Annotated in this window: 18 protein-coding genes and 1 tRNA gene; 5 read left to right on the top strand and 14 right to left on the bottom strand. The window is 56.7% G+C overall.

Going from position 1 to position 15801, the window contains the following annotated elements; genetic code table 11:
- Positions 1-294 precede the first annotated feature (294 nt).
- Complete coding sequence (locus AC3WS9_RS18850) at positions 295-594, top strand: DUF1889 family protein (protein ID WP_285145554.1); 300 nt, start codon at positions 295-297, stop codon at positions 592-594.
- A gap of 73 nt (positions 595-667) precedes the next feature.
- On the opposite strand, the gene AC3WS9_RS18845 is transcribed toward AC3WS9_RS18850, so the two are convergent.
- Positions 668-743, bottom strand: a tRNA-Ile gene (locus tag AC3WS9_RS18845).
- Between the two features lie 125 nt (positions 744-868).
- Between AC3WS9_RS18845 and mug the strand changes: the two genes are divergently transcribed.
- The gene (gene mug / locus AC3WS9_RS18840; RefSeq protein ID WP_285145547.1) at positions 869-1375 is read left to right on the top strand and encodes a G/U mismatch-specific DNA glycosylase; all 507 of its coding nucleotides are present in this window, start codon (positions 869-871) and stop codon (positions 1373-1375) included.
- A 33-nt stretch (positions 1376-1408) separates the two neighbouring features.
- On the opposite strand, the gene AC3WS9_RS18835 is transcribed toward mug, so the two are convergent.
- The 4 genes from AC3WS9_RS18835 to rpsU all read right to left on the bottom strand — a co-directional run bounded on the left by AC3WS9_RS18835 (position 1409) and on the right by rpsU (position 6126).
- A complete protein-coding gene (locus AC3WS9_RS18835) occupies positions 1409-1819 on the bottom strand; it encodes a YuaE family lipoprotein (RefSeq protein WP_285158794.1) in 411 nt (136 codons plus the stop codon).
- A 202-nt stretch (positions 1820-2021) separates the two neighbouring features.
- On the bottom strand, positions 2022-3866 hold the full coding sequence (gene rpoD, locus AC3WS9_RS18830; protein ID WP_282494269.1) for an RNA polymerase sigma factor RpoD: 1845 nt from the start codon (positions 3864-3866) through the stop codon (positions 2022-2024).
- 150 nt (positions 3867-4016) lie between these two features.
- Positions 4017-5762, bottom strand: a complete 1746-nt coding sequence (gene dnaG / locus AC3WS9_RS18825) for a DNA primase (protein ID WP_282494270.1) — start codon at positions 5760-5762, stop codon at positions 4017-4019.
- Positions 5763-5910: 148 nt separating this feature from the next.
- Positions 5911-6126: a 30S ribosomal protein S21 gene (gene rpsU, locus AC3WS9_RS18820; protein ID WP_001144069.1), complete on the bottom strand. Its 216-nt coding sequence runs from the start codon at positions 6124-6126 to the stop codon at positions 5911-5913.
- A 227-nt stretch (positions 6127-6353) separates the two neighbouring features.
- On the opposite strand from rpsU, the gene tsaD reads away from it, so the two are divergent.
- A complete protein-coding gene (gene tsaD, locus AC3WS9_RS18815) occupies positions 6354-7367 on the top strand; it encodes a tRNA (adenosine(37)-N6)-threonylcarbamoyltransferase complex transferase subunit TsaD (protein WP_282494271.1) in 1014 nt (337 codons plus the stop codon).
- Positions 7368-7456: 89 nt separating this feature from the next.
- On the opposite strand, the gene ureG is transcribed toward tsaD, so the two are convergent.
- The 8 genes from ureG to plsY form a co-directional block, all read right to left on the bottom strand.
- The gene (ureG, locus tag AC3WS9_RS18810; RefSeq protein ID WP_282494272.1) at positions 7457-8074 is read right to left on the bottom strand and encodes an urease accessory protein UreG; all 618 of its coding nucleotides are present in this window, start codon (positions 8072-8074) and stop codon (positions 7457-7459) included.
- 9 nt (positions 8075-8083) lie between these two features.
- A complete protein-coding gene (locus tag AC3WS9_RS18805) occupies positions 8084-8758 on the bottom strand; it encodes an urease accessory protein UreF (protein WP_285153892.1) in 675 nt (224 codons plus the stop codon).
- Between the two features lie 14 nt (positions 8759-8772).
- Positions 8773-9231 carry an urease accessory protein UreE gene (gene ureE, locus AC3WS9_RS18800; protein ID WP_492489824.1) on the bottom strand — a complete coding sequence of 153 codons (459 nt, stop codon included), beginning with the start codon at positions 9229-9231 and terminating at the stop codon, positions 8773-8775.
- 9 nt (positions 9232-9240) lie between these two features.
- Positions 9241-10944 carry an urease subunit alpha gene (gene ureC, locus AC3WS9_RS18795; RefSeq protein ID WP_492489822.1) on the bottom strand — a complete coding sequence of 568 codons (1704 nt, stop codon included), beginning with the start codon at positions 10942-10944 and terminating at the stop codon, positions 9241-9243.
- Entirely contained in the window at positions 10937-11257 is a 321-nt protein-coding gene (locus AC3WS9_RS18790) for an urease subunit beta (protein WP_282494277.1), read from the bottom strand. Before AC3WS9_RS18790 ends, ureC begins: the two co-directional genes overlap by 8 nt.
- Before the next feature lie 9 nt (positions 11258-11266).
- Entirely contained in the window at positions 11267-11569 is a 303-nt protein-coding gene (locus tag AC3WS9_RS18785) for an urease subunit gamma (protein ID WP_285145541.1), read from the bottom strand.
- Positions 11570-11578: 9 nt separating this feature from the next.
- Positions 11579-12406 carry an urease accessory protein UreD gene (locus tag AC3WS9_RS18780; RefSeq protein WP_492489820.1) on the bottom strand — a complete coding sequence of 276 codons (828 nt, stop codon included), beginning with the start codon at positions 12404-12406 and terminating at the stop codon, positions 11579-11581.
- 98 nt (positions 12407-12504) lie between these two features.
- Positions 12505-13119 carry a glycerol-3-phosphate 1-O-acyltransferase PlsY gene (gene plsY, locus AC3WS9_RS18775; RefSeq protein WP_282494279.1) on the bottom strand — a complete coding sequence of 205 codons (615 nt, stop codon included), beginning with the start codon at positions 13117-13119 and terminating at the stop codon, positions 12505-12507.
- A 107-nt stretch (positions 13120-13226) separates the two neighbouring features.
- On the opposite strand from plsY, the gene folB reads away from it, so the two are divergent.
- A complete protein-coding gene (gene folB / locus AC3WS9_RS18770; protein WP_282494280.1) occupies positions 13227-13595 on the top strand; it encodes a bifunctional dihydroneopterin aldolase/7,8-dihydroneopterin epimerase in 369 nt (122 codons plus the stop codon).
- A gap of 105 nt (positions 13596-13700) precedes the next feature.
- Entirely contained in the window at positions 13701-14522 is an 822-nt protein-coding gene (gene bacA, locus AC3WS9_RS18765) for an undecaprenyl-diphosphate phosphatase (RefSeq protein WP_282494281.1), read from the top strand.
- Between the two features lie 10 nt (positions 14523-14532).
- Here the strand turns inward: bacA and AC3WS9_RS18760 are convergent, their stop codons facing one another.
- Positions 14533-15774, bottom strand: a complete 1242-nt coding sequence (locus AC3WS9_RS18760; RefSeq protein WP_492489817.1) for a multifunctional CCA addition/repair protein — start codon at positions 15772-15774, stop codon at positions 14533-14535.
- Positions 15775-15801: the final 27 nt, after the last annotated feature.

Below are 15801 nucleotides of genomic sequence, written 5' to 3'. Positions count from 1 at the left end.
TGCCTTTCGCTTTAGCGCTTAAGTATTTGAGTTAAGGTTAGTTGTGGTAAGAGCTACAGGAAATAATACACACGGATGATGATCGGCGCGACGGGGGATTTCTTTAGTTTTAGATGTTTGTGAGGGGGTTAATGGTTCGGGGGTGTGGTTTATGCAATGCTTCAGGAATGTATCGGAAGCGCTCAAGGGTGTGTGATGTGGTTTCCGGTACCGTGACAATCTCTTTGAATTTCCGATCAATTTCAGGCCATAGCAAACCTTTGTTTACTAAAGGTTAATTTTAAGGATAAGAGTATGCCAACAGTCATTGAGAAAGCATTGGATTTCATCGGTGGTATGGACACTTCCGCGTCAGTGCCGCAGTCGATGGACGAGAGTACAGCGAAGGGAATATTCAAGTATTTGAAAGAGTTGGGTACACCGGCCAGCGCCGCCGACGTAATGGCGCGCGGGGCTCAGGAGGGATGGGATCCCGACTTTACGAAGAAAGTGGCCGGATGGGCCGAGAAAATTAACGCAACCGACCACGTAGTGATCAAGAACCCTGAATATTTTTCTGCGTATATGCAGGAGCAATTGCGGGAGCTCGTGTGAGTTGTCCACGACGCTGATTGGTTAATCCTGGAAATGACTAAGGGCTTACGTTTTGGCGTAAGCCCTTGATGTTTGGTGGCCCCTGCTGGACTTGAACCAGCGACCAAGCGATTATGAGTCGCCTGCTCTAACCACTGAGCTAAGGGGCCGTGGCGGTGAATTATAGAGTAACTCCCTGCCGCAATCCAGACATTCGCACCTGCCTGCTGTTTTTATAAACAACGCATTATCAATCCTTTATACTGACCACCTGATACATTCATCGGGGAATGAGATGATCAACGACATTCTGGCACCTGGCCTGCGGGTGGTCTTCTGCGGCATCAATCCTGGCAAGTCCTCCGCGCATACGGGTTTTCACTTTGCTCATCCGGGGAACCGCTTCTGGAAGGTGATTCATCAGGCGGGTTTTACCGATAGATTACTGAAGCCTGAAGAGGAAATGCATCTTCTGGATACGCGCTGCGGCATCACCATGCTGGTGGAACGTCCGACGGTGCAGGCGACGGAAGTGAACCTGCACGAGCTGCGCAGCGGCGGGCGGGAGCTGGTGAAGAAGATCGAAGACTACCAGCCTTCGGCGCTGGCGATCCTCGGCAAGCAGGCGTACGAGCAGGCATTTAGCCAGCGCGGGGCGCAGTGGGGCAAACAGAACATCACCATTGGCACGACGCAGGTGTGGGTGCTGCCGAATCCGAGTGGGCTGAACCGAGCGACGCTGGACAAGCTGGTGGAGGCATATCGGGAGCTGGATGAAGCGTTGATGGTGCGGGGGAGATGATCCCGACAGAGGCTGCCGGGATCCGGTATTCCGTTACAGCGAGTCAACCTGGGCAATCATCGACTGACCGAGCGTGCTTTCAATGCGATAGCACAGCGTCTTCATTTTCGAGTCGTACGCGTTAACCACAAGATCGTTCAGCTGTGGGTTCAGATCGTTTTTCACGGACAGGAACAGGCTGTTTTTCTTATTCAGATCGGCCATTGCGAGGCTGTATTTTTCCCAGGTTTTTGGGTTATAGGCGCGCAGGGCGTTCAATGAGCGGACGCAGGTCTCGTTTGCCGTCAGGGAGCGGCTCTTCACCGTATCGTCGTTAGTCACACCCTGAGTTTCTTGCGCTACCGGTGTTGCAGCAGGAGTCACCAGAGATTTAGGCGCATTTTGCTGTTTATTGACACAACCCGCCAGGGCCACGCATATCATCAGAAGCCATGCTTTTTTCATTTTTTTATCAGTCCCTGCTGGGTAATGGAGAGTGGGGAATACTCTGTTACTTAGGTAAGAATCATCTGAGGGATTGATTATATGATGAAAGATAACAATAGCAACGTGGGTTTATCGCTGTTGCGATGATTTTCACAGGGCAGTTATCGAGAGATAAAAAAAGGCCACAGCAAGCTGTGGCCTTATTCAGAACGATTTGCGATTAATCGTCGAGGAAGCTACGCAGAACTTCAGAGCGGCTTGGGTGGCGCAGTTTGCGCAGAGCCTTCGCTTCGATCTGACGGATACGTTCGCGGGTAACGTCGAACTGTTTACCCACTTCTTCCAGCGTGTGGTCGGTGTTCATATCGATACCGAAACGCATACGCAGGACTTTCGCTTCACGAGCGGTGAGGCCCGCCAGAACGTCGTGGGTCGCAGCACGCAGGCTCTCGGTCGTGGCAGAGTCCAGCGGCAGCTCGAGGGTGGTATCCTCAATGAAATCACCCAGATGCGAATCTTCATCGTCGCCGATTGGCGTTTCCATGGAGATAGGCTCTTTGGCGATTTTCAGCACCTTACGAATCTTATCTTCTGGCATCAGCATGCGCTCGGCCAGCTCTTCTGGCGTCGGCTCGCGGCCCATCTCTTGCAGCATCTGTCGGGAGATACGGTTGAGTTTGTTGATGGTCTCAATCATATGCACCGGGATACGGATGGTGCGCGCCTGATCCGCGATAGAGCGGGTGATTGCCTGACGGATCCACCAGGTAGCATAGGTAGAGAATTTGTAACCACGGCGATATTCAAACTTATCAACCGCTTTCATCAGACCGATGTTACCTTCCTGAATCAGATCCAGGAACTGCAGACCACGGTTGGTGTATTTCTTGGCGATCGAAATAACCAGACGTAAGTTCGCTTCAACCATCTCTTTCTTCGCACGACGGGCTTTCGCTTCGCCGATGGACATGCGACGGTTGATGTCTTTAACCTGCTCGATGGTCAGGCCGGTCTCTTCTTCGATTTGACGCAGTTTCTGCAGGCCGCGCTGAACATCATCAGCCACATCGTGCAGTTTTTCAGACCATGGCTTGTTCATCGCGATAGCCGCGTTGAACCAGGTTTCGCTGGTTTCGTTGCCGGTGAACAGAGTGATGAAGTTCTTTTTCGGCATTTTGCACTGCTCAACACACAGCTTCATGATGATACGTTCTTGAGTACGAACGCGGTCCATCATGACGCGCATGCTGTTTACCAGGTAGTCGAACTGCTTCGGCACCAGGCGGAACTGTTTGAAGACTTCAGACAGCTTCTGAATCTCGGCCTGAGCGGCTGCATGGCTGCGGCCTTTGGCTTTGATGGTGTCACGAGCCAGTTCGTACTGGGTACGCAGCTCGCCAAACTTCTCGCGCGCCAGCTCAGGATCGATGCTGTTGTCATCGTCGCTGCTGTCGTCGTCGTCTTCTTCCTCTTCGTCTTCGTCGTCATCCATCTCTTCCTGAGACAGTTCAGAACCGACGTGAGTCGCCGTTGGCGCCAGGTCTTCTTCCGCGTTTGGATCGACAAAGCCGGTGATCAGGTCAGAAAGACGCGCTTCTTCGGCTTCGACGCGATCGTACTGCTCGAGCAGATAGGTGATCGCTTCAGGGTATTCGGCAACGGAGCACTGAACCTGGTTGATCCCGTCTTCGATGCGTTTCGCGATGTCGATTTCGCCTTCGCGGGTCAGCAGTTCAACGGTACCCATTTCGCGCATGTACATGCGCACCGGGTCAGTGGTACGGCCGATTTCAGATTCAACGCTGGACAACACCTGTGCAGCGGCTTCTTCTGCATCTTCGTCGGTGTTGTTGGAGTTTTCAGCCAGCAACAGATCATCGGCATCCGGTGCTTCTTCCATCACCTGAATACCCATGTCATTGATCATTTGGATGATGTCTTCGATTTGATCTGAATCGACGATATCTTCCGGCAGATGGTCATTGACCTCGGCATAGGTCAGATAGCCTTGCTCCTTACCACGTTGGACAAGAAGTTTCAGCTGTGACTGCGGGTTTTGCTCCATAAGACGGTATCCACACTTAATTCGTTTAATTGGTGTCGGCGGTGTCGCTGCCAACCTTTGAAGCGAGGGCGTACTTATATTTTTGCCGCTGCCTCTCAGTGCGGCTGCCGGGGGCTTCCCGATCGATATTCGGCACTTAAGCCGTTAAATTCATTTTTTTGCGAGTTCCTGGTTTAACATCCAGAGTTCCCGGCGTTCTTCGCTGCTTAAGCCGTGAGTTCGCTCGCGAGCAATCAACTCTTCCTGGCGCAGTTCAAGCATCGAATCAAACATATGGTTGAGTGAGTCGGTGAACGTTTTTTCTGCAATGTCCTTATCTGCTATATCGTCCCACATCGACAGTTTTTCAAGGGTGGCGGCCTCTTTTGTGCCGCGATAGTGCTCCAGAAGCTGGCCGGTCGTCAGACCAGGCTGCGACAAACAGGTGTTGACCAGTTCTGAAAACAGGCCAAGTCCTGGCAGCTTTTCGTGATTCAAACCCGCGAGCGGCGGCACTTGCGGCGCCAGCTCCGGGTTTTGCACCAGTAACCCTATCAGTATACGCATGGTTGTGCGTTTTAGCTGTGGCGCGGGGCGAACCGCACCGTTTTCCGCCAGTTTAGGCATTAAACGTTCAAGCTGGCTGTCATCCAGAATGCCGAGCTTGTTGCCGAGCTCCTGACGCAGGTAAATGCGCAGCGTCTCGCCTGGGACCTGAGAAATCAGCGGCAGGGCCAGCGTACTCAGCTGAGCGCGCCCGTCCGGGGTACTCAAATCCACCTGCGGCATCAGGCTGTTAAACAAAAACGTGGAGAGCGGCTGAGCCTGCTCCATCCGCGCTTCAAACGCCGCTTTGCCCTCTTTACGCACCAGCGTATCCGGGTCTTCACCGTCGGGCAGGAACATAAAGCGCAGCTGGCGCCCGTCGGTCATATAAGGTAGTGCAGTTTCCAGCGCGCGCCAGGCGGCGTCGCGTCCGGCTCGGTCACCGTCGTAACAACAGATGACGTTATTCGTCGCCCGGAACAGGAGCTGAATGTGGTCGGCGGTGGTGGACGTTCCCAACGACGCTACCGCGTAGTTGATGTCGTACTGCGCCAGCGCGACCACGTCCATATAGCCTTCGACCACCAGTAAACGCCGGGGTTCAGCGTTATCCTGCTGGGCTTCATAAAGGCCATACAGCTGGCGACCTTTGTGGAAAATATCGGTTTCCGGGGAGTTGAGGTATTTCGGCATGCCGTCACCCAGCACGCGCCCACCAAAACCAATCACCCGGCCTCGCTTATCGCGAATGGGGAACATCACCCGCTCGCGGAAACGGTCGTAGCTTCTTCCCTGATCGTTTGTCACCAGCATGCCGGCGTCGATCAGAGATTGACGATCTTCGCTATTGCCACCAAAACGCTTTAACACGTTGTCCCAGCCGGGCGGGGCGTAACCAATAGCGAAACGCGCAATGACTTCGTCGCTTAAACCGCGTCGGGTCAGATACTGACGCGCAGGTTCAGCTACTTTTTGCTTAAGAGACTGTTGGTAAAACGAATTCAGACCGTCCATCAGCTGGTAAAGCGTTTGTCGTTGATGACGCTCTATCTGACTCGGACCGCTGCCTGCTTCGTAAGGCACTTCAAGGTTATGCATCGCCGCCAGTTCTTCGACGGTTTCCACGAACTCGAGCTTGTCGTAGTTCATCAGGAAGTCGACGGCATTACCGTGTGCGCCACAGCCAAAGCAGTGGTAAAACTGTTTTTCACCGTTTACGGTGAAAGAGGGGGTTTTTTCGTTATGGAACGGACAGCACGCATGGTAGTTCTTGCCCTGCTTTTTGAGCTTTACCCGCGCGTCGATGAGATCGACGATGTCGGTTCTGGCCAGCAGGTCATTGATAAAAACGCGTGGGATTCGTCCAGCCATAGGCCCCGTTAGTACACCTCAGTCTGATATTTCCAGATGACGTGTATTTGCTAATGCATAAACGAAAATAAGCCGCGCATTCCTTCCGGAAGCACGGCCTTACGACTATAACTCAGTCTGACCATTGAGGGCGTGCGCCCTCAACAGATTAGTACAGACGAGTACGGCGTGCGTTTTCGCGAGCCAGTTTCTTCGCGTGACGTTTCACAGCAGAAGCTTTAGCGCGTTTACGTTCGGTAGTCGGTTTTTCATAGAACTCACGACGACGAACTTCCGCCAGAACACCTGCTTTCTCGCATGAACGCTTGAAGCGACGCAGTGCTACGTCGAACGGCTCGTTTTCACGTACTTTAATTACCGGCATGTAACTCTCACCTTTGATAAATTCGGTTTGCCGCTGGCATCGGCGCCAGCTTATTTCAAAATGGTGCGGAATTTTACTGCAACTAATGCTGCTTTGTAAAGCACCAATGCCGTTTTTGAACGGGACTTTTGTAAGGGGTGAGAGTATACACGAACTCACCCCTCAGGGTATACATCGACCCGCATTCGCCCTACACTGCGCGGTATCGAAAAGAGGTAAATTAAGCCATGCGTGTACTGGGTATTGAAACATCCTGCGATGAAACCGGCATCGCCATATACGACGACGAAAAAGGTCTGTTAGCCAACCAACTGTATAGTCAGGTGAAATTGCACGCTGATTACGGCGGAGTGGTGCCTGAGCTGGCGTCTCGCGATCACGTGCGCAAAACGGTTCCCCTGATTCAGGCGGCGCTGAAAGAGTCCGGATTGACCGCAAAAGATATCGATGCGGTGGCTTATACCGCCGGTCCGGGTCTGGTCGGCGCGCTGCTGGTCGGGGCGACAGTCGGGCGTTCGCTGGCGTTTGCGTGGGATGTTCCGGCGATTGCGGTTCACCATATGGAAGGGCACCTTCTGGCACCGATGCTGGAAGAGAATCCGCCTGAGTTTCCGTTCGTAGCGCTGCTGGTTTCCGGCGGTCATACCCAGCTAATCAGCGTAACCGGCATTGGTGAGTACGAGCTGCTCGGCGAGTCCATCGATGACGCCGCCGGTGAAGCTTTCGATAAAACCGCCAAACTGCTGGGCCTGGATTATCCTGGCGGCCCAATGCTGTCAAAACTGGCGTCGCAGGGTGTTGAAAAACGCTTCGTTTTCCCGCGCCCGATGACCGATCGCCCAGGGCTGGATTTCAGCTTCTCGGGCCTGAAAACCTTCGCGGCGAACACCATTCGTAATAATGAAAACGACGATCAGACCCGCGCGGACATCGCTCGTGCGTTTGAAGATGCGGTGGTGGATACGCTGATGATCAAGTGCAAACGTGCGCTGGATCAGACCGGCTTTAAGCGTCTGGTGATGGCGGGGGGCGTGAGCGCCAACCGCACGCTGCGTGCGAAGCTGGCGGAGATGATGCAAAAACGTCGCGGCGAAGTGTTTTACGCGCGTCCGGAGTTTTGCACCGATAACGGCGCGATGATTGCCTACGCGGGCATGGTGCGTGCGAAAGCGGGCGCGACGGCGGATTTGAGCGTTTCCGTGCGTCCACGCTGGCCGTTGGCGGAGTTGCCTGCGGCATAAGTGCGGTCTGTATTGCCCGGTGGCGCTGCGCTTACCGGGCCTACAAAACCGTAGGCCGGTGCAAGCGAAGCGCCGCCCGGCAAAACCCGCTAAACCCTCAACATCCCTTTCACTTCCAAAAATTCAATAATCCTCGCCAGGCCGTCACCCGCCTTCAGGTTGGTAAAGGTCCACGGACGTTCGCCGCGCATCCGGTTGGTATCGCGCTCCATCACCTCTAAAGACGCCCCCACGTACGGCGCCAGATCCGTTTTATTGATGACCAGGAAATCCGATTTAGTGATCCCCGGTCCGCCTTTGCGCGGGATCTTTTCGCCCTCGGCGACGTCAATCACGTAGATCGTCAGATCCGCCAGCTCCGGGCTGAAGGTGGCGCTGAGATTATCCCCGCCGCTTTCGACAAAAATCAGATCCAGATTGCCGAACTTCTCGCTTAACGCTTCCACCGCCGCGAGATTCATCGAGGCATCTTCGCGGATCGCCGTATGCGGGCAGCCGCCCGTTTCCACGCCGACAATGCGTTCCGGCTCCAGCGCCCCGGCTTCCGTCAGGATGCGCTGATCCTCTTTGGTGTAGATGTCGTTCGTGACAACGGCCAGCTGGTAGGTGTCGCGCATCGCTTTGCACAGCGCTTCGAGCAGGGCGGTTTTCCCCGAACCCACCGGGCCACCGACGCCCACGCGCAGGGGATGTTTGTAATCAGCCATAAAAAATCCTCAGGATCGGAATAACCGTGAATATTGGGTTTCGTGACGCGCCGAGGCGATGGCCGAGAGCGGCGTCGCCGCACCCAGTTCGTCATCGCTGCGCGCCCACGCCTGACCGAGCTTTTCAGCAAAATGGTCGCTTAATTCGATAATCAACTGCTGGGCCGCCTGCTGGCCAAAGGGCACCAGCTTCACACCCGCCATCACCGCGCTCTCTATCCAGCTGTAGCCGAGACTCAGGGCCAGGGCATGAGCGTCAATTTTCCAGCGCACGCCGAGCCACGCCATGCCGCACAGCTGGCTCTGTGAAAACAGCGGCAGCCAGTCGGGTGGACAGTCCGGCTCCCAGCTCTTAATCAGCCGGGTAAAAGCCGCGCCGCGATTGCGCTCCTCTTCGCGCAGTTCGCGCGTTTCCCGACAGGCGAGCAGGTACGCCGTCCAGCGTTTTGCGGCGGCGAAGTCGTTCTGCTCGCAGGCGCGATACAGGCGCAGAAACAACGGCAAATCGACGCACAAAAAACTCTGCTCCATCTGCTGAATCTGCCAGTGGCTGAACTCTGCCACCGTAGTAATCCAGCCTGCTTCCACCGCCCACTCCAGCCCCTGGGACCAGGTGAACGAGCCGACCGGCAGACTGCTGCTGGAGAGCTGCATCAAGCGTAACTGCTGGCGGTTGTGCTCCATTTGTTCAGCGCGCCTTAATGGGAATGGGCGTGCGAATGGCCGTGGGCTTCACTGGTGTAGGCCCCGGCTTCCGGCTCAAACGGCAGATGCGCAAAAGTCACGTCGAGATCGAACTGGCGCAGCATGTCGTCGAGGACATGATCGTGGTGATAGCGCAGTTCGCCGGGCATGATTTGCAGCGGCACGTGGCGATTACCAAGGTGATAGCAGGCGCGGGCGAGCAGATACGGGTCGGCGCAGCGCACCACCGATACGGACTCCGGCGCGGCGATCACTTCGATCACTTCCAGGCCGTCGGCGGTGGTCAGCAGATCGCCGCCCCGCAGCAACAGCCCGCGCGGCAGCATCAGGCCCGCTTCGCGCCCATCGTTCAACTCCACGCGGGCGCGGCTTTTCACCCGCACATCAATCGGCAGGGTGACGCTGGCGGTGACCGGGTGGGCGTGATCAAGGCGTTGGGTTAAATAGATCATTATCTCTCCTCAGAACAGGAAATAGCGTTGCGCCATCGGCAGGATCTCTGCCGGTTCGCTGGTGATCAGTTCGCCGTCGACACGTACCTCGTAGGTTTGCGCGTCGACGGTGATGTTCGGCTGCAGGCTGTTGTGGATCATGTCGGCTTTTTTCACCATCCGGCAGCCCTTCACCACGGCAATGGTGCTCTGCAAATTGAGCTGCTGGGGAATGCCGTTCGCGGCGGCGGCCTGGGAGACAAACGTCAGGCGCGTGGCGTGACGTGCAGCCCCAAGCGATCCAAACATTGGGCGATAGTGCACCGGCTGCGGTGTGGGGATCGAGGCGTTGATATCCCCCATCGGCGCGCAGGCGATCATCCCGCCTTTGACGATCGTGGCCGGTTTGACGCCAAAAAATGCCGGGGACCAGACCACCAGATCCGCCAGTTTTCCCGCTTCAATCGATCCGACCTCGTGGGCGATGCCGTGGGTCAGCGCCGGGTTGATGGTGTATTTGGCGACGTAGCGTTTGACGCGGAAGTTGTCGTTATCCCCGGACTCTTCCGCAAGCCCCCCGCGCTGCACCTTCATGCGGTGCGCCACCTGCCAGGTGCGGATAATCACTTCGCCCACGCGGCCCATCGCCTGGGAATCGGACGAGGTCAGGGAGAAGGCGCCGATATCATGCAACACATCTTCGGCGGCAATGGTTTCGCGGCGAATGCGCGATTCGGCAAAGGCCACGTCCTCGGCGATATCCGGATCAAGATGGTGGCAAACCATCAGCATATCGAGATGCTCGTCGATGGTATTGACCGTGTACGGCAGCGTCGGGTTGGTGGAGGAGGGCAAAATGTTCGGGTGCGCGCAGGCGGTGATAATATCCGGCGCATGGCCGCCGCCCGCCCCTTCGGTATGGAAGGTGTGAATAGTTCGCCCGCCGATGGCTGCCAGCGTGTCTTCGACAAACCCGCCTTCGTTGAGGGTGTCGCTGTGCAGCGCCACCTGAATGTCCATCTCTTCGGCAACCTCCAGCGAGCAGTTGATCGCCGCTGGCGTTGAGCCCCAGTCTTCGTGAATTTTCAGGCCGATCGCGCCCGCCGCGACCTGTTCGCGCAGGGCATCAGGATTGGACGCGTTGCCTTTGCCGAGCAGGCCAATATTCACCGGCAGGGTATCCGCGGCCTGCAGCATCCGCGCGATGTACCATGGCCCCGGCGTACAGGTGGTAGCGTTAGTGCCCGCCGCCGGACCGGTGCCGCCGCCAATCATCGTCGTTACGCCGGAGACCAGCGCCTCTTCCGCCTGCTGCGGGCAGATCCAGTGGATGTGGGTATCGATCCCGCCGGCGGTGACGATCTTCCCTTCGGCGGCGATCACCTCTGTCGCCGCGCCGATCGGGATCGTCACGCCGGGCTGAATATCCGGATTTCCGGCTTTGCCGATGGCGAAGATCCTGCCGTCTTTGACGCCGATATCGGCCTTCACGATCCCCCAGTGATCGACGATCAGCGCGTTGGTCAGCACCAGGTCTACACAGTCCTGAGCGATCATCTGCCCCTGACCCATGCCGTCGCGGATCACTTTTCCGCCGCCGAATTTGACCTCTTCACCGTAAATCGTCAGATCGTTTTCCACCTCGATCCACAGCTCGGTGTCGGCCAGCCGCACTTTATCGCCCGTCGTCGGGCCAAACATGTCGGCATACGCCTGCCGCGAAATCTCAGCCATTGTTCTCCTCCAGACGACCCATCACTTCGCCGCGAAAACCAAACACCCGCTGCGCCCCGGCGATCAGCACCAGCGTCACCTCGCGCTTTTGCCCCGGCTCGAAACGCACGGCGGTGCCTGCCGGAATGTTCAGGCGATAGCCTTTGGTCGCTTCGCGATCGAATTTCAGCGCCGGGTTGACTTCGTAAAAATGGTAATGGGATCCGACCTGGATCGGGCGGTCGCCGTGGTTTTCGACGATCGTGCGCTGGGTTTTGCGCCCGACGTTGAGGGCGATCTGGCCGGGTTTAATCTGGTATTCGCCTGGGATCATCGTTCCCCCTTACATGATCGGATTGTGGACGGTGACGAGCTTGGAGCCGTCCGGGAAAGTGGCTTCCACCTGAATATCCGGGATCATCTCCGGCACGCCCTCCATCACCTGCGCGCGCGTCAGGACATGGCGGCCCGCTTCCATCAGCTCCGCCACGGTTTGTCCGTCGCGCGCGCCTTCCATAATGAAGGCGCTGATCAGCGCGACCGATTCCGGGTAATTGAGTTTGACGCCGCGCGCGAGGCGGCGCTCCGCGACCAGCGCGGCGGTAAACAGCAACAGCTTGTCTTTTTCTCTGGGGGTCAGTTCCATAGGGTTCTCTTAGGTCTGCCAGATTCGGGGGGCGTGCGGCGCTTTGGCGGTAACAAACGGTCGCAGGTACTGCCAGATGTCGCGCATCGCCTGCTGGCAAATCAGGTTGTCGTGAGAGAGAAAACGCACCGACAGCAGGCCGTCGGTGAGGGTCGCACCGGCAAAATGTTCAAGCGGCGTGAGGCGCTCGCGCACGCCGTCCAGCAGGGTGTCGCTCGCCGGATAACAGAGCAGGGTGACGATCCACGGGTGATTCGCAACCGGGGTTAAATCGCCATCGACCAGATGCTGGCGCTCAATGAGCAGCGGTACGTCGTCGAGCCACACCTCAAGTCGGCTGTCGAGCCTGCCGTGGCTGAAGGTCTCGCCGATCACCGGGCGGCCCAGGCACAGCAACTCCCAGGCCAGCAGCGTACTGGAGTGATGCAGATGGAATACGGAGCGAAGCCGGGCATTCGCACCGGGGAAGAAAATCGTGTCCTGCGGCAGCCACTCAAGCGTCGCGTTCTCTTCAATGAAAAATCGCTGATTGAGAAGGGCCTGCGCGCCCTGGCTACGATAGAACTTGCTGGCACCCGGCATAGTAATAAGCGCATGGCTATTCGCGGCCAGTTCAACCGAAATATCGAGCGAATCGCCGCCGACAATCCCGCCGGGCGGGTGCAATAAATAGAGATGACAGGTTTCGTCTTCGGGATAAAACGGGCGCTGAACGGTGAGCGGGCCGACGTGTCGCGCCGAGTGCAGGATGGTTTTTTCAGGGGTGTGGCGAAACTGCAACGCAAGCGATGCCTGCCAGCCTTTATACGCGTTATCAGTGACCTGGGTTGCTAACATGCTGCATCCATCCGCTCGCCATTTACTGCTTCAGTATGCCCTGGCAGAAATGAACCTTGTCATATGAGACGCTTATGGATGGAGGCGTAAAACCCGAATTACTCCGGGTCTTTTTTCTTTCTCTTCAACTTGGTCCAGATTTTGGTTTCCTGGCGACGCCACAGACGCTGGATGTTGTCGTGATGCCGCAGGAGGATCAGGCAGGAGAGCATGGATACGGGGAAGGTGAACTGGGGTTTAAACCACCAGACATAGAACGGGGCGATCAGCGCGCTGACAATCGCGCCCAGCGACGAATAGCCGCTCAAGAGCACGCTCAGCAGCCAGGTGCCTGCCATCACGCCGGTTAAATCCCAGCCGATAGGGGCAATCGCGCCGAACGCAGTGGCGACGCCTTTGCCGCCTTTAAAACCAAAGAATACCGGCCAGATATGGCCCAGACAGGCGGCGATGGCAATAAGCCCCAGCCAGAACGGCGTCACGCCCAGAGCATAAGCGCCCCAGACGGGTAACATCCCTTTCAGAACATCAAAGATCAATACCGCTACGGCTGCTCCCTTGCCGCCAATTCGTAATACATTGGTCGCCCCTGGATTCCCGGATCCGCTGACGCGAGGGTCAGGCAATCCGGCGATGCGGCAGACCAGAATGGCGCTGGAGATTGAGCCGCAAAGGTAAGCGAGGAAGATCATTCCAGGCGCGATTGCACTCATAACGCTGTTCCGTTTTGAAAATGTATCTGTATTCTCTGCATCTGTGGATAATACGCATAATTCGCCGGAAGTGGTATCCGGTTTAGCCAAAAACCAGGCAGGTCGTGATGGATATTGTATTTATAGAGCAACTTTCGGTAATCACCACAATTGGTGTTTACGACTGGGAACAGACCATCGAGCAGAAGCTGGTGTTCGATATCGAAATGGGCTGGGATAACCGTCTCGCTGCCAAAAGTGATGATGTCAAAGACTGCCTGAGCTATGCCGATATCAGCGAAACGGTAGTGAAGCATGTCGAAGGACAACGTTTTGCACTGGTAGAGCGTGTGGCAGAAGAGGTGGCCGATCTGCTGTTAAGCCGTTTCAACTCGCCGTGGGTGCGCATTAAACTCAGCAAACCGGGGGCCGTGGCGCGTGCCGCCAACGTTGGCGTGATCATCGAGCGTGGCACAAATCTTAAAGCAAAGATTTAACGTCATAAATGCTAAACCATTTTTAGATATACAGGTCTTAAAGCTGTCTCTTTCACGGCGTCCATTGTGGTGCGCCGTTTTTTACATTTTTAGAAGGGTTAATAGATGAGCGATATACACTCGCTGCTGGTGGCGGCAATACTGGGTGTGGTCGAAGGATTGACGGAATTTTTGCCCGTTTCCAGTACCGGACACATGATCATCGTCGGTCATTTGCTCGGCTTCGAAGGTGAAACGGCAAAGACCTTTGAAGTGGTGATTCAGCTGGGCTCCATTCTGGCCGTGGTGGTGATGTTCTGGCGTCGCCTGTTTGGGCTTATCGGCATTCATTTTGGCCGTCCGCCGCAGCACGAAGGCGAGGGTAAAGGCCGTCTGACGCTGATCCACATCCTGCTCGGTATGGTGCCGGCGGTGGTGCTGGGGCTGATTTTCCACGACACGATCAAATCGCTGTTTAACCCGATTAACGTGATGTACGCGCTGGTGGTTGGCGGTGTGCTGCTGATTGCCGCCGAACTGCTGAAACCAAAAGAGCCGAAAGCGCCGGGTCTGGACGACATGACCTACCGTCAGGCGTTTATGATTGGCTGCTTCCAGTGTCTGGCGCTCTGGCCGGGCTTTTCCCGTTCAGGGGCGACGATTTCCGGCGGGATGCTGATGGGCGTGAGCCGCTACGCGGCGTCCGAGTTCTCGTTCCTGCTGGCGGTGCCGATGATGATGGGGGCGACCGCGCTGGATCTCTATAAGAGCTACCACTTCCTGACGGCGGGTGACATTCCAATGTTCGCCGTGGGCTTTGTGACCGCGTTCCTGGTCGCGCTGGTGGCGATCAAAACCTTCCTGCAGATCATCAAACGTATCTCGTTCATTCCGTTTGCGATCTACCGCTTCATCGTGGCAGCGGCCGTTTACGTGGTCTTCTTCTGAGCCACTGCCCTCAGTCTTTCGGCTGAGGGCAACGCGTTTCCTTCCAGTCTGTTACGGCCTGAATCCGGCGTTTGGTTAACTCGTCGCGGATTGCCGGGCCTTTAAATCCAGCTTCCACCACCGCTTTCGTCGGCACCGCTTTCGCAATTTCCCAGGCTTCACGCAGCAAACGGCCCTGCGGATAATCACAGGCTTCAAAACCGGTACGCCCGCGCACGTCCGCTTCGCTGGTGAGCGCGATCTGCTCGACGCGCTGCGGTTTGCGCCAGGCGTCGATGCTGTCGAACAGCTTGACGATGGTGGCCGGTTTCAGGATCGGGAAGGTGTGGATCAGGTCATGGAATTCAGCGACCAGTTTTGCCAGATCGCGGATCTCGTTGGGTACCCGCAGACGCTGGCAGATATTTTCCACCAGTTTGACCCCCGCCGGGCCGTGCCCGTGATGGCGCGGCCAGAGCGCTTTTGGGGTTAAGCCTTTGCCCAGATCGTGACAGAGCGTGGCGAAACGCACGTCCACCTCCGGGCTGAGCATCGCCGCCATGCTTAAGGTCATCAGGGTATGAATACCGGTGTCGATTTCGGGGTGCCACTTCGCCGGAGCCGGGACGCCAAACAGGGCGTCGATCTCCGGGAACAACACTTTTAGCGCGCCGCAGTCGCGGAGCACCTGGAAAAAGACCTGCGGATTGCGCGTCGTGAGGGCGTTTTCCGTCTCTTTCCACACCCGTTCCGGCGTGAGATGTTCCAGCTCGCCCGCGTCGGTCATGGCGGTCATTAAGGCCATGGTCTCATCGGCAATGCGGAAACTCAGATGGGCGTAGCGGGCAGCAAAACGCGCCACGCGCAGGACGCGGAGCGGGTCTTCAGAGAAGGCCGGGGAGACGTGGCGTAAAATCCGGTTTTGCAGATCGGCCTGGCCGCCGTAGGCATCGACGATCTGGCCGTCGTCGTCCTGCGCGAGGGCGTTGATGGTCAGATCGCGGCGCAGCAGATCCTGCTCGAGCGTGACGTCCGTCGCGGCATAGCAGGTAAAACCGGTATAACCGAAACCGGCTTTACGCTCCGTGCGCGCCAGGGCGTACTCTTCGCGGCTTTTAGGGTGAAGAAACACGGGAAAATCGCGGCCTACCTGCTGGTAGCCCGCGTTAAGCATCTCTTCGGGCGTGGCACCCACCACAACCCAGTCTTTATCTTTGACCGGCAGACCTAACAACGCATCACGAACCGCACCACCGACCAGATAAATCTTCACGCCTGAACTCCCGAATTCTCTTTTGAC

It is taken from the genome of Lelliottia sp. EB106-05-01-XG201 (assembly GCF_058791735.1).
This window is presented reverse-complemented; position numbering and strand designations above follow the sequence as displayed.

What these genes read in the sequence shown, in the direction of transcription:
- AC3WS9_RS18850 (WP_285145554.1), top strand. Translation starts at nt 295, where the DNA reads ATGCCAACAGTCATTGAGAAAGCATTGGATTTCATCGGTGGTATGGAC.
- mug (WP_285145547.1), top strand. Translation starts at nt 869, where the DNA reads ATGATCAACGACATTCTGGCACCTGGCCTGCGGGTGGTCTTCTGCGGC.
- AC3WS9_RS18835 (WP_285158794.1), bottom strand. Translation starts at nt 1,819, where the DNA reads ATGAAAAAAGCATGGCTTCTGATGATATGCGTGGCCCTGGCGGGTTGT.
- rpoD (WP_282494269.1), bottom strand. Translation starts at nt 3,866, where the DNA reads ATGGAGCAAAACCCGCAGTCACAGCTGAAACTTCTTGTCCAACGTGGT.
- dnaG (WP_282494270.1), bottom strand. Translation starts at nt 5,762, where the DNA reads ATGGCTGGACGAATCCCACGCGTTTTTATCAATGACCTGCTGGCCAGA.
- rpsU (WP_001144069.1), bottom strand. Translation starts at nt 6,126, where the DNA reads ATGCCGGTAATTAAAGTACGTGAAAACGAGCCGTTCGACGTAGCACTG.
- tsaD (WP_282494271.1), top strand. Translation starts at nt 6,354, where the DNA reads ATGCGTGTACTGGGTATTGAAACATCCTGCGATGAAACCGGCATCGCC.
- ureG (WP_282494272.1), bottom strand. Translation starts at nt 8,074, where the DNA reads ATGGCTGATTACAAACATCCCCTGCGCGTGGGCGTCGGTGGCCCGGTG.
- AC3WS9_RS18805 (WP_285153892.1), bottom strand. Translation starts at nt 8,758, where the DNA reads ATGGAGCACAACCGCCAGCAGTTACGCTTGATGCAGCTCTCCAGCAGC.
- ureE (WP_492489824.1), bottom strand. Translation starts at nt 9,231, where the DNA reads ATGATCTATTTAACCCAACGCCTTGATCACGCCCACCCGGTCACCGCC.
- ureC (WP_492489822.1), bottom strand. Translation starts at nt 10,944, where the DNA reads ATGGCTGAGATTTCGCGGCAGGCGTATGCCGACATGTTTGGCCCGACG.
- AC3WS9_RS18790 (WP_282494277.1), bottom strand. Translation starts at nt 11,257, where the DNA reads ATGATCCCAGGCGAATACCAGATTAAACCCGGCCAGATCGCCCTCAAC.
- AC3WS9_RS18785 (WP_285145541.1), bottom strand. Translation starts at nt 11,569, where the DNA reads ATGGAACTGACCCCCAGAGAAAAAGACAAGCTGTTGCTGTTTACCGCC.
- AC3WS9_RS18780 (WP_492489820.1), bottom strand. Translation starts at nt 12,406, where the DNA reads ATGTTAGCAACCCAGGTCACTGATAACGCGTATAAAGGCTGGCAGGCA.
- plsY (WP_282494279.1), bottom strand. Translation starts at nt 13,119, where the DNA reads ATGAGTGCAATCGCGCCTGGAATGATCTTCCTCGCTTACCTTTGCGGC.
- folB (WP_282494280.1), top strand. Translation starts at nt 13,227, where the DNA reads ATGGATATTGTATTTATAGAGCAACTTTCGGTAATCACCACAATTGGT.
- bacA (WP_282494281.1), top strand. Translation starts at nt 13,701, where the DNA reads ATGAGCGATATACACTCGCTGCTGGTGGCGGCAATACTGGGTGTGGTC.